Raw genomic sequence first — 12600 nt, 5'->3', positions numbered from 1 at the left:
AAACCAACAAATAATACATATAATTATGGTAGCTGAAAAAGGTACAATTTCGATTAACACCGAAAACATTTTTCCCATCATCAAAAAGTTTCTTTATTCTGACCACGAGATATTTCTCCGTGAGTTGGTTTCTAATGCTGTCGACGCCACACAAAAGCTTAAAAAACTAGCCTCAATAGGTGAATTTAATGGTGAACTAGGCGATTTAAAAGTGACAGTTTCGGTCAATAAAGAAGCTAAAACTATTACCATTTCAGATAAAGGTATTGGTATGAGCGCCGAAGATATCAAGAAGTACATCAATCAGATTGCTTTTTCGGGTGCCAAGGAGTTTCTTGAAAAATATAAAGACACACAAGATACGAATCAGATTATCGGTCAGTTTGGCTTGGGCTTTTATTCTGCCTTTATGGTGGCTCAGAATGTGGAGATTATCACCAAATCGTTCAGAGACGAACCGGCAGCCCGCTGGATATGTGACGGTAGCACCGAATTTGAAATTACTGAAGTCGATAAAGCTGAACGCGGTACAGATATTATCCTGCATATTGCCGCTGATTCGGAAGAGTTTCTGGAAAATTACAGAATCAGCCAGATTCTTGAAAAATATGCCAAGTTCCTTCCGGTTGAGATTGAATTTGACGGAAAAGTAATCAATAATCCTAACCCGATCTGGGCAAAATCGCCTTCTGAACTAACAGAAGAAGACTATAAAAGCTTCTATAAGGAGTTATATCCATTCAGTGAAGATCCGTTGTTCTGGATTCATCTGAACGTGGATTATCCTTTCAATCTGACCGGCGTTTTGTATTTCCCTAAAATCAAAAAGGATTTCCAGCTGAATCGTGAAAAAGTACAACTATACAGCCGTCAGGTATTTATTACTGACGATGTGAAAGATGTAGTTCCGGAATTCCTGCAAATGTTACATGGGGTGATTGACTCTCCGGATATTCCGCTGAACGTATCGCGCAGTTACCTGCAGGCAGATGGTAATGTAAAGAAAATCAACTCTCACATTACTAAAAAAGTTGCTGATAAGCTACAGGAACTGTTCCGCAACGACCGCAAAGGCTTTGAGGAAAAATGGGAAAGCGTAGGAATATTTGCAAAATACGGCATCATTTCAGACGATAAATTCTACGACAGAGCCAAAGAGTTTACGCTTTTGAAAAATGCCGACAACCAGTATTTCACATTGGATGAGTACCGCGAAAAAGTACAGGCCAACCAAAGCGACAAAGATGGAAAAGCAGTATTTTTATATGCCACTGATACCAACCAGCAGGATGCTTTCATTGCTTCTGCCAGAAAACGTGAATATGACGTTTTAGTGCTTGACTCACCTTTAGATGCACACTTTGTGAATACGCTGGAGTCTAAGCTCGAAAAAGTAACTTTCAAAAGAGTAGATTCAGACAGCATAGAAAAACTGATTGACAAAGGCCTGAATGTAGAAAGTGTACTGAACGAAGACGAGAAAAAACAAATAGAAGAGGTGTTTAAAGGTCTGGTTGGCGCCAATACCGTACAACTGGAATCGCTTCCAACAGATGAACTGCCGGTAACGATTATTCAGCCGGAATTTATGCGTCGTTGGAAAGACATGTCACGCGTGAGTGGTCAGAACGATATGTTCGGTATGATGCCTATGGGCTTTAATGTGGTTGTGAATACCAATCATACCCTGATAGACAAGTTGATAAAAACAACAGATGAAGACGGCAAAAAACAATTGGCCAAACAATTGTATGACCTTGCTTTATTGGCGCAAGGCATGTTATCTGGCAGTGATTTAACCAGATTTGTAGAAAGAACCGTAGCGGCTCTGTAAGAACTGGCAATTTATATGTAAAAATGCCTCATGATTGTTTCATGAGGCATTTTTATTGGGTATTTATACAAGTTCTTTCGTTTGCTGAAGTATCTTCTGGTAGTAGTTCTCGTATTTGGGTACTATATTAGAAATATCAAACTTCTGGGCATGTGCCAGGGCATTGGCTTTAAATATGGGCAGATTTTCATCCTGCAGAATATACTGTGCATGACGCACCATATCTTCAATATCACCTACATTGCTCAAAAAGCCTGTTACTCCCTGCACGTTCAATTCAGGCAGCCCCCCTGTATTGGTTGATATAACCGGCACTTCACAAGCCATAGCCTCCAGAGCAGCCAGACCAAAACTTTCTTTCTCAGATGGCATCAGGAACAAATCAGCTACCGACAGCACTTCTTCAATGGCATCTAGTTTACCCACAAAACGGACATCCTCGCCCAATCCTAAGTCACGGCTTAGTTGCTCCATAGCTACGCGCTCGGGGCCGTCACCCACCAGTACCAGTTTGCTTGGTGTAAGTAATTTCAATTTAGCAAATACCTTAATGATATCATCAATACGTTTTACTCTTCTGAAATTGGAGGTATGAACCAGCAGTTTCTCGTCGTTCGGGCAAATGATACGTTTAAAGTGTTCTTTTTTCTGCCTCTTGAATCTTTCAAGATCCACAAAGTTTGGAATCACCTCTATTTCTTTCCTTACACGGAAAGTATTGTACGTTTCCTTCTGTAAGTCTTCCGAAACCGTAGTTACTCCGTCAGACTCATTAATACTAAACGTGACCACAGGGGCCAGCGTGGCATCCTTACCCACAATAGTTATATCTGTACCATGCAGTGTTGTAATGACAGGTATATTAATACCCTGACATTTTAATATCTGCTTCGCCAGAAAGGCCGAGGTAGCATGCGGAATAGCATAGTGCACGTGCAGAATATCCAGTTTTTCATATTTCACCACGTCTACCATCTTACCTGCCAGTGCCGACTCGTAAGGTGGATACTGAAAGAGTGGATAACTGGCTATATTTACTTCATGGTAAAAAATATTCTCATTGAAAAAATCCAGTCTGGCTGGTTGCGTATAAGTAATAAAGTGTACCTGGTGACCATTTTTTGCAAGCGCTTTGCCTAATTCAGTAGCAACTACGCCACTTCCCCCAAAGGTAGGATAACAAACAATTCCGATTTTCATAGATGCGGTTTAAATCCTTTTTTTAGTACAACAATTTTTTTTCAAAAAAATCCCAAATCATCAGATTAAGTATTTGTGATTTTCAAAACGATAGGAGTTCTTTCAAACTATTTTAGTATTTTTGAGAAAATGAATACTACAGAACTTCTGAAAACAATAGCGGCTTTTTTTCGACTGGTTCGTCTGAATAACCTGTTTATTATTGTGCTGACACAATACATGGCCAGAGTTTTTTTAGTCGGGCCGAAATCAGAATGGCTTAGCTATATTTTTGATTTCCGGCAGTTTCTGCTGGTTTTTGCTACGGTTTCTATTGCCGCAGCCGGATACATCATTAATGATTATTTCGATATTAAGATTGACATGATTAATAAACCTCGCGAGGTAATTATAGGTAAAGTTATCAAGCGTCGCTGGGCTATTCTTCACCATCAGATACTCAATTTCGTTGGTATTGCTATCGGCTTCTTTTTAGGATTAAAACTTTTCCTAATAAACGTTTTTGCTGTTTCAGCCCTCTGGTTTTATTCAGAAAGATTTAAACGGCAAGCCTTTATCGGTAATTTTCTGGTAGCATTTCTTACCGCTTTTTCATTGATAGTGTTAGCGGTCTACTACAAAAAAAATGAAATGCTGGTAAATATATATGCCCTCTTTGCTTTTTCGATTTCGCTGATCCGTGAAATCATTAAGGACATGGAGGATATCAGAGGAGATGCCCGCTATGGATGCCGCACGCTCCCTATCATCTGGGGTATCAGACGAACTAAAATATTGCTTTATGTTTTTATAGTTATCTTTATTTCTATTCTATTTTTTATGGCGTATAGCCTTCATAATCAGTACCTCATTATGATTTTCAGCGGTTCAATGATTGTTTTCACCTGGTTTATCAATAAACTTTACTGGGCCGACCGGAAGAAAGACTTTACATTACTAAGCAGAATATGCAAAATCATCATGCTGGGTGGTGTAGCCAGTATGATTTTCGTATAAGCACAGAAAAAGCATTCAGGATTCGTGTATGATACAACAAAACTTTTATGAACAGAAATAAAAATATTGAGCGCATTAAGAATGAAGAGTTTGATATCTGTATTATAGGAGGCGGTGCCAGTGGTGCAGGTTGCACATTAGATGCAGTTCTAAGAGGTTTTAAAGTAGCCTTAATTGAAAAAAACGACTTTGCGGCAGAGACTTCATCAAAATCAACTAAGCTCATACACGGAGGCGTAAGGTATCTGGAACAGGCTTTCAAAAATCTTGACTTCGGGCAGCTCCGACAGGTACGCCACGGGCTGGAAGAACGCCACATAGTTATAAAAAATGCACCTCATTTAGCTCATCCACTGGCATTGATTACTCCTGTTTTCAGCTGGCTTGAGGGAATGTATTTCACAATCGGATTGACTCTCTATGGTTTTTTTGCTAAAAACGATACTTTGCCCAAGGCCAAATGGCTCAGTAAAAAAGAGACTTTCGAACGAATGCCCACACTTACCCCACGTTTACACAGTTCGGTTATGTACTACGACGGGCAATTGGATGACGCCCGTTATTGTCTGGCACTGGCCCATAGCGCCAACCTGCAAGGGGCAGCAGTTGTGAACCATGCAGAAGTAGTGAATTTTGAAAAAGATGCTTCCGGAAGAATAATAGCTGCTGATATTAAAGATTTACTGACTGATACCGGGTTTCGTATCCAATCAAAATTATTCATTAACTGTACAGGTCCGTTCGCAGATGGTATCCGGCTTCTGGCCAATCCGTCATCTGAAAAACGCATTCGCCCAAGCAAAGGGGTGCATATCATGTTGCCTGCCGAAGTACTGAAAAGCAAAGATGCCATGCTGATTCCCAAAACTAAAGATGGCCGGGTGGTATTTGTGATTCCGTTTGAAGGTAATGTAATGGTAGGAACAACTGACGATGAATACAGGGATATTCAGAATGAGCCTATACTCGAAAGCCGTGAGGTTGATTTCCTATTAGATACTTTAAAGCCCTATCTGGCCAAAATACCTGACCATTCAACTATAAAAGCAGGCTTTGGAGGTTTGCGTCCGCTGATAGCCTCCTCCGGCTCAAAAGCCACTAAAAAACTGGTGAGAGACCATGAGGTTGAACATGATTCTGCGTCGAATCTGTTAAGTCTGCTAGGGGGCAAATGGACCACCTACCGATTAATGGCGAAAGATACCATAGACGAAGCCTGCCAACTCTTAAACGTTGAAGTACCTTGTACCACAGATCAACATCATCTGGTTGGAGGGAAAAACTATCATTTTGAAAACTGGGAAAGCATACAAAAAGTACACGACTTAGATGAAGATATTTGCCGGCATTTGGTACAAAAATATGGCACTCAGGCAGCAGAAGTATTAAAGTATCAGCTAAAAGAAAGAATCCACCCTGCTTATCCGTTTATAAAAGCAGAGGTACTGTATACGGTACAGGTTGAAATGGCTTGCACACTGCGTGACTTCTTCGCAAGAAGAATCAGACTGGAATTGCTCGACTGGCAAATTACTTATGAATTGGTACCATCTGTAGCCAATCTGATGAGTGAACCATTGAGATGGACTGAGTCTGAAAAACAAAGCCATGTTGATGACTACCAAAAACTATTGAAAAGTTTTATGCAAAATGCGGGCGTCAACCGCTCATGAACTATTCACAGCTCAAAAACACCTTAGAAAGCCACCCGATGCCCAAAAAACTGTTAGTAATCATTCCCTGTTATAATGAAGAAAGCTCCATTGCCGATTTGCTTACAGAATTGATGCTTCTACAGTTGCCTTATCAAATCGACATTGCCGTAGTAAATGATTGCTCAACAGATAATACACTGACTGTAGCAAAGCGTTTTGACGTAATTGTACTGAATCTTCCTGTCAATCTGGGTATTGGCGGAGCCGTACAAACCGGATACAAATATGCCCGAAGAAATAATTATGACCTGGCTGTGCAGATGGACGGAGACGGGCAACACCCCCCCACTGAACTTCACAAACTGCTTAAACACTATGAAGAAACAAGGGCTAATGTAGTAATAGGTTCAAGATTCATATTGAAAGAGGGCTTTCAGTCTTCTATGCTGCGCAGAAGTGGTATCGCTTATTTTTACAGACTCAACCAGCTATTTACAGGTAAGCGAATTTTAGATATTACCTCCGGCTTCAGGTTATTTGACAAACAAGCCATTGCTATTGCTGCGGAAAACTATCCTGACGAATACCCGGAGCCGGAATCGCTGGTGGCCTTTGCCAAAGCAGGTTTACACATTGAAGAAGTGCCTGTTGTAATGAAAGGCCGTCAGGGCGGGCAATCTTCCATACGTTCTCTGTCAAGCATCTATTATATGGTAAAAGTAACGCTTGCCATGTTTTTTGCTTACATCCGTAAGTAAATCACTGCTTAAAAAAGAAGACTCTTATATCGGCACCGGTATTTTTAATAACAGGTTTTAGCAAAAGCAATGTATTGCTGATCGTGTAGGCTTTTACTTTGCTCACCTGATTATCAGCCAGAATCCGTTCTCTGATGCTGGAAAAATCCAAAGTCTCCAACCTGAAATTATTCAATAATCTGAAACCATATTTACTCAGATAAGCCGGCAGATTTGTAGGATTAAAGTAATTGATATGCGGACTATGAAAATTAAACTGCCATAATCGCTCCAGAAATGACTTAACCTTCAGATAATACAGAATACTAGCCACACGATAAAAGAAGCCGTTACTCATGGGAATATTAATTATGAGCACCCCTTCTTTTTTCAGGTCTTTTTTCAGGCTTACCAACAGACTCGCCAAATCAGTTATGTGTTCAAAAACATCATTAAAAATAATAAAATCGTATCCTTCAGCCGAATCAGTAGCCGCATTCGGATAAAATCCATCCACAACATTCAGATTATTCTTTTTGTAATAATCAACAAAGGTATTTTCGGGCTCAATGCCTATACAATCTATTTCGTTGGCCCTGCATACCTCCAGCCACCAACCATTGCCACTGCCTATTTCAAGACCCTTAATGGTACTCTTACCTTTGAAACAGGTCTCTTTCAACTCTTTTACAATCAGCTCAAAATTATGTAACCGCAGGTTTTTCAGGCCAATCTCCCGCTTATCTTCTTCCAGACTGGATTGAAACGACAAATCAAAAACAGCATCGGATGTATACAAACCACAGGAGCCACATTGATACACTTTGTGGTTCAATTCAAATTTCAGGTTCTGCTTGTTTCCACAAACTATACATTCCAAACTATTCATCTTTTGAGCGATTAGTTTCATTTTTTTTACTTTCTGCCAACGCGAGGTTATTCTTTGCTATTTGATAGTCTGCATTTAATGCTATCGCCTTTTTCAGAAACGGAATAGCGTTGTTATAATCCTTTAATGCATTGTAAGCAGACCCGATGTTATTATATGCTTCGGCATAATCAGATTTCAATTTAATGGCCTCTAGTGCTATGCTGATGCTTTGCTGATACTCACCGGCTTTATAATAATTATAACTCAGCCCAAGGTATTTTTCAGGAGTCGGGTTTTGCATAGCCTTCTGCAGCTCAAAACTAAATCTGCTTTGTTTTCTGGCAGAAGATTCTTTAAAAATCAGGGCTTCTGCATTATCAGGCGCTATTTGTAAAGTGCGCATCGCCAGTTGATTTAGTTTGTCGTAGGCTTGTAGACGGTCATATATGCGCATCAGAAGCTCTTTCGAGAAAATATAGGCTGGCGATATTTCATTGGTTTTTATCAGCGTCTGAATGGCTTCGTCATATCTGTGTTGATTAAACAAAAATCTGCCATAAAAAAACCAGGAGTCGGCAGTGATACTATTCAATACTAAAGCCTGCTGAAAATGTTTTTCAGCTTCAACTATATTTCCTTGCGCTTCCTTCAATATTGCGATATTGATTTGCAAGGCATAATAGTTGGGTATTTTAGCTAGCGCTTTGTTGAAATATTCTTCTGCTATGGTATATTCTCCTTTTGCCATTTTTTCTAATCCGTAGTTCATTAATCCCCGCGGGTTATCCGGACTCTTAATCGTTACATCATACCATAAACTCTCATTGGTGCGCCAGATTTCATTCCGCTGGTAAGTACCTATTCCATAAGCTATCAACACCAGTGCCAGCATTGATATGATAGCATTGGAATGCTTCTCATAAAAGTTTTTATACTTCATTAATACAAGAGCGACGGCCCATACCATACCCATCACCAGGCCCACAAAGGGGAAAAACATGCGGTGGTCGTTCATGACTTCACCTAACGGTATAATACTCGACGACGGCACCAGTGCCAGAAAAAACCATACAATACCGAAGCTAATGGGTCTTGTACGGGCTTTGTTTGAAAACCATACCGCTGCAATCAACATGGCTATAATGAATAACACACCCACAAAAAACCGGATATCCCAGATATTTGTCAATAATTTCCAGTCCGTATCGGCACTCAGATGAATAGGTAAAAACAAATTACCAAAATAATATGCAATCACAAAAGGTTGGGTGCTGAGGTATTGCAATGCCGAATTTCCACCAGCCTCCCAGGTTTTGGGTGTAAATGTATCTACCCACCAATACAGCAAAGCGCAGGCTATAAATGCCGGTAAGGTTCTGACAACACTACTAATGATGTGTTTGAAATATACCCTTCTGAAAAAATCTGCCAGCCCCATATTCTTCTCAAAGAACACTATGTAAAAAAACAAAATAGGTGCAAACATAACAGCCGTAGGCTTCGCCAAGGTACCTATGGCTACGGGAATCAGATACAAAAAGGTTCGCCGGCAAAATCCGGAATATACATATAGTACAAAACCGAGAATGACAAAGAAAGTAGACTGGGTATCTGAACGGGCAATGATATAATTGACCGTTTCGGCCATAGCAGGGTGCAACAGATACCAGGCAACCGCAATTAATGCAATGTAGTAGTTCCAGGAAGTTTTATGGGCAATGTCGAAAATCTTCTTAAACAATAATAACATCAGCCAGCCCTGACCGAGATACAACACAAAAGTGAGCAAATGGAAATAGAAAAGATTGTAACCATTGCCCAGCCAGTAATCAAAAGCCAGTGAAGTAGTAACTATCGGTCGATAGGCCTGATTGGCAGGTAAAGTACTGAAAGTGGTGGCATCTTTAAAAAACAAAGGTATGTTTTTCAGGCTTCTGATGTACAGGTTATTGACAACTGTATGGGAATCATCAAAATGAAATGCATTATAAAAGTGATTGCTGTAAATAATACAGGTAACAAAAACAACTAAAGCGAAGTAATGCCAGGGCAGGTTAAAGTACCTTTTCATTCAAAACAATTTATGTGGTTTGCAGAGGGAGCCATATGGACTCCCTCTGCAGTAATTTTACAGATGCAGCACTGTTTTCATGTTCCACCAGATGAAAGCATATATATCAGCCATTTGTTCAATATTCTTGGCTGTATTGCTTGCACCATGACCCGAATTGGTATCTATTCTGATTAATAGTGGATTACTATTACTCTCTCCGGCCTTCGCCTGCAGCATGGCTGCATATTTGAACGAGTGAGCCGGTACTACACGGTCGTCATGATCGGCTGTGGTGATCAGCGTAGCCGGATAGTTTACTCCGGTTCTTATATTGTGTAAAGGAGAGTAGGCATACAACGCCTTAAATTCTTCTGCATTGTCAGACGAGCCATAATCAGCAATCCAGTTCCAGCCAATTGTAAACTTCTGAAAACGCAGCATATCCATTACACCTACCTGCGGAATGGCCACTTTAGCCAGATCAGGTCTTTGATTCATTACAGCCCCTACCAAAAGTCCTCCGTTTGAGCCCCCACGTAACGCCAGATGGGCGTTATCGCAATATTTCTGTGCTATTAGGTACTCACCGGCGGCAATGAAATCATCAAATACATTTTGTTTTTTCAGTTTCATACCCTGTTCGTGCCACTTTTCACCATATTCGCTGCCACCTCTCAGATTAGCTTGTGCATATACCCCTCCCTGTTCAAGAAACGGAATCAACAACGGGCTAAAGGCCGGATTCATACTGATATTGAATCCACCGTACCCATAAAGCAGGGTTGGGTTTTGGCCGTCCAGTTTGATTCCTTTTTTGTAAACAATAAACATAGGTACTTTGGTACCATCTTTACTGGTGTAGAATACCTGTTTGGTTTCAAAGTCAGTAGCCTTAAAATCAACCTCCGGAGCCCTGAAAACCGTACTTTGTTTACCGGCGATGTTGTAACTGAAAATAGTAGACGGATAATTAAAAGAGGTGAAAGTATAAAATACAGACTTGTCGTCTGCGTTGCCACCAAAGCCTGATGCTGTTCCCAGACCTGGTAACTTTATCTCATTTTCGAGTTTACCTTTTACATCATACACGTACGCACGGGTAGTTACATCTTTCATATAAGTCAGAAACAACTTACCACCAGCTACATTTGAAGACTGCAACGGTTCGGCTTTTTCGGCAACTACCAATTTCCAGGTACCATTGGCGGTGTCAAAGCTTTCAATCTTTTCATTTTTGGCATCTTTATTGGTCTGTATCAATAAGGTTTTGCCTACATTCTCAATTAATCCGAATGAAAAATCTGTTACTTCGGCTACTACGGGCTTGAAAGCCTGAGCTCCGGCTTCTTTATAAAACAAAGCGTTGCCATCTTTACCTTTGCCCCGGTCACTCACATATAATACTGCAAATTGCTCGTCTTCGGTGGTGTTTACTGTATGAAAACGCTGCGGATTAGCTTTGTCTTCAAATACCAGCACGTCGGCATCCTGTGAGGTACCGATTTTATGGAAAAACACCTGATGATTTTCATTCTTTGCAGCCAGCGCACTGCCATCGGGCTTCGGATAACGACTATAATAGAAGCCATCTCCCTGCCAGGCAATGCCTGATACTTTTACCCATTCAATTTTATCAGCCAGATTCTGCTTGCTGTTACTATCCATAATAAAGATTTCCTGCCAGTCAGAACCTCCCTTCGATAAAGCATAGGCAGCATATTTGCCATCTTTTGAAAGCGCAAATTGGGCCAAACGGGTTGTGCCGTCTTTCGATAGTTTATTAGGATCCAGTACTACTTCCGGCGTACCGTCCAGTCCTTTTTGTCTGTATAAAACCGACTGATTCTGTAAGCCATCGTTCTTATAAAAATAATACCATTCACCTTTACGACTGGGCGCTGAGTATTTGGCATAATTATAGATTTTCTCCAACCTTTTTTTGATAGCCTCGCGATAAGGAATCTTCTCCAGGTATGAAAAAGTTATTTGGTTTTGTTGCTTTACCCATTCGGCGGTTTCCGCAGAGCGGTCGTCTTCCAGCCATCTGTATGGGTCTTCTACTGTGGTGCCGTGATAATTATCTTTCTGGTCTACTTTTCGGGTTGCAGGATAGGTCAATTGAGCCATTACAATACAAGGGAAAATAAAAAAAATGGTAGTGAGTACGTTAATTGTTGTTTTCATAGTAAAAGATAGTTTAATACTACAAAGTAATGAATATTCCGACGAATACAGTAGTTTTTAGTGTCTCTCAATGGAGATAAAGTAAATATTTATCCGCATCCTCATTTCCGAAGTCCTTTTTTTACCGTTTGTCAGGTCAACCATTTTACGTAAAGACCATAAATAGCCAATTTGCGTTGCAATACGCAATCAATCTTTTTGTTTTAATATTCCGGCAATCGGATGATGCCGTATTGCTGACAACATTCGGGCAGAAAAACTCGGAAGTCATTATTTGGAAAAAATCAAGCGTGCATGTTTTATCAGAACACCGGGAGATAGTGATTAAAAAGCACGTTCAATCTGCTTTTTCTTATTCCATGGAGCCGTAGTATGACGAGACAAGTCGTATAAAAACCACAGCACAACAGCTATAAATATCAGAAATATGATTCGGAAGATAAGACGATTACGGTTACCCGGAGTATTATTTTTCATCTGATTAATTAAAAAATTCACTATGCTCTGGCAATGGTGCTTGGAGAGCAATAAAACAGAAATTTACCACTTTTATTAGAAATTGCATCCCAGTGAACATCCTCAAACTCTATTGCCACCACTGCTGCTTTTTCCATTGATCCGCCTATGTCGGCACGGGTGAGGTATTCGGCAAAAAAAGTAATATCAGGATTATGCCCGAAAATCGCTACAGACTGTATCTTTTCATCCAGATTATTAACAGCGGCCAGATAAGCCCTTGCACCACCGCCATAAATGCCTTCATTTAAAACAATTTCGTCTACATCTATATGCAATTGTTCAGCAAAAATCTTGGCCGTAGATTTGCAACGGTCGGCCTCACTGCTTATCAATAATTCAATTTTCAATTTTTTCTCTGCCAAAAACTTACCCATGCGGGCTGCTTCGATAATGCCATGAGAAGTAAGGATTCGATCGAAATCACGAAACATCGGTGTGTTCCCTCCTTCTTCCGCAGTAGCATGACGAACCAGATAAAGCAGTTTTTTCATTTTTTCCATGGTTTTGGCACGAATATACAAGCATTATTAGAAATAAATTTACTTTTCATA

The 12600-nt window shown here is 40.3% G+C and carries 10 protein-coding genes; 4 read left to right on the top strand and 6 right to left on the bottom strand.

The genetic code is table 11. The features are described from left to right. The first annotated feature begins 25 nt into the window (after positions 1-25). Positions 26-1834, top strand: a complete 1809-nt coding sequence (htpG, locus tag AC1RRY_RS05415) for a molecular chaperone HtpG (RefSeq protein WP_492817632.1) — start codon at positions 26-28, stop codon at positions 1832-1834. Positions 1835-1897: 63 nt separating this feature from the next. On the opposite strand, the gene bshA is transcribed toward htpG, so the two are convergent. Then, the gene (gene bshA, locus AC1RRY_RS05410) at positions 1898-3034 is read right to left on the bottom strand and encodes an N-acetyl-alpha-D-glucosaminyl L-malate synthase BshA (RefSeq protein WP_492817633.1); all 1137 of its coding nucleotides are present in this window, start codon (positions 3032-3034) and stop codon (positions 1898-1900) included. Between the two features lie 129 nt (positions 3035-3163). Here bshA and AC1RRY_RS05405 point away from each other — a divergent pair, with 129 nt between their 5' ends. From AC1RRY_RS05405 to AC1RRY_RS05395, 3 genes are read left to right on the top strand one after another with little or no spacing between them, the layout of a single operon-like run. Continuing rightward, positions 3164-4030 carry a geranylgeranylglycerol-phosphate geranylgeranyltransferase gene (locus AC1RRY_RS05405; protein WP_492817634.1) on the top strand — a complete coding sequence of 289 codons (867 nt, stop codon included), beginning with the start codon at positions 3164-3166 and terminating at the stop codon, positions 4028-4030. Between the two features lie 47 nt (positions 4031-4077). Then, entirely contained in the window at positions 4078-5703 is a 1626-nt protein-coding gene (locus tag AC1RRY_RS05400; protein WP_492817635.1) for a glycerol-3-phosphate dehydrogenase/oxidase, read from the top strand. After that, positions 5700-6443: a glycosyltransferase family 2 protein gene (locus AC1RRY_RS05395; RefSeq protein ID WP_492817636.1), complete on the top strand. Its 744-nt coding sequence runs from the start codon at positions 5700-5702 to the stop codon at positions 6441-6443. The genes AC1RRY_RS05400 and AC1RRY_RS05395 overlap by 4 nt, the downstream gene beginning before the upstream one ends. Position 6444: 1 nt before the next feature. Here the strand turns inward: AC1RRY_RS05395 and AC1RRY_RS05390 are convergent, their stop codons facing one another. From AC1RRY_RS05390 to AC1RRY_RS05370, 5 genes are all read right to left on the bottom strand, one after another. Further along, positions 6445-7311, bottom strand: coding sequence for a class I SAM-dependent methyltransferase (locus AC1RRY_RS05390; RefSeq protein WP_492856493.1), 867 nt, complete (start codon positions 7309-7311; stop codon positions 6445-6447). Beyond that, positions 7304-9364, bottom strand: coding sequence for a tetratricopeptide repeat protein (locus AC1RRY_RS05385; RefSeq protein ID WP_492817638.1), 2061 nt, complete (start codon positions 9362-9364; stop codon positions 7304-7306). Before AC1RRY_RS05385 ends, AC1RRY_RS05390 begins: the two co-directional genes overlap by 8 nt. A gap of 57 nt (positions 9365-9421) precedes the next feature. Continuing rightward, entirely contained in the window at positions 9422-11530 is a 2109-nt protein-coding gene (locus AC1RRY_RS05380) for a prolyl oligopeptidase family serine peptidase (protein WP_492817639.1), read from the bottom strand. A gap of 324 nt (positions 11531-11854) precedes the next feature. Then, on the bottom strand, positions 11855-12007 hold the full coding sequence (locus tag AC1RRY_RS05375) for a hypothetical protein (RefSeq protein WP_492817640.1): 153 nt from the start codon (positions 12005-12007) through the stop codon (positions 11855-11857). Positions 12008-12027: 20 nt separating this feature from the next. Next, positions 12028-12540, bottom strand: coding sequence for a SixA phosphatase family protein (locus AC1RRY_RS05370; RefSeq protein ID WP_492817641.1), 513 nt, complete (start codon positions 12538-12540; stop codon positions 12028-12030). Between the last annotated feature and the right edge of the window lie 60 nt (positions 12541-12600).

It is taken from the genome of Emticicia sp. GW821-FHT11C11 (genome assembly GCF_058808615.1).
Note: the sequence above shows the minus strand (reverse complement) of the source record. Positions and strands in the feature narration are given on the sequence as shown.

What these genes read in the sequence shown, in the direction of transcription:
- htpG (WP_492817632.1), top strand. Translation starts at nt 26, where the DNA reads ATGGTAGCTGAAAAAGGTACAATTTCGATTAACACCGAAAACATTTTT.
- AC1RRY_RS05370 (WP_492817641.1), bottom strand. Translation starts at nt 12,540, where the DNA reads ATGAAAAAACTGCTTTATCTGGTTCGTCATGCTACTGCGGAAGAAGGA.
- bshA (WP_492817633.1), bottom strand. Translation starts at nt 3,034, where the DNA reads ATGAAAATCGGAATTGTTTGTTATCCTACCTTTGGGGGAAGTGGCGTA.
- AC1RRY_RS05405 (WP_492817634.1), top strand. Translation starts at nt 3,164, where the DNA reads ATGAATACTACAGAACTTCTGAAAACAATAGCGGCTTTTTTTCGACTG.
- AC1RRY_RS05385 (WP_492817638.1), bottom strand. Translation starts at nt 9,364, where the DNA reads ATGAAAAGGTACTTTAACCTGCCCTGGCATTACTTCGCTTTAGTTGTT.
- AC1RRY_RS05395 (WP_492817636.1), top strand. Translation starts at nt 5,700, where the DNA reads ATGAACTATTCACAGCTCAAAAACACCTTAGAAAGCCACCCGATGCCC.
- AC1RRY_RS05380 (WP_492817639.1), bottom strand. Translation starts at nt 11,530, where the DNA reads ATGAAAACAACAATTAACGTACTCACTACCATTTTTTTTATTTTCCCT.
- AC1RRY_RS05375 (WP_492817640.1), bottom strand. Translation starts at nt 12,007, where the DNA reads ATGAAAAATAATACTCCGGGTAACCGTAATCGTCTTATCTTCCGAATC.
- AC1RRY_RS05390 (WP_492856493.1), bottom strand. Translation starts at nt 7,311, where the DNA reads ATGAATAGTTTGGAATGTATAGTTTGTGGAAACAAGCAGAACCTGAAA.
- AC1RRY_RS05400 (WP_492817635.1), top strand. Translation starts at nt 4,078, where the DNA reads ATGAACAGAAATAAAAATATTGAGCGCATTAAGAATGAAGAGTTTGAT.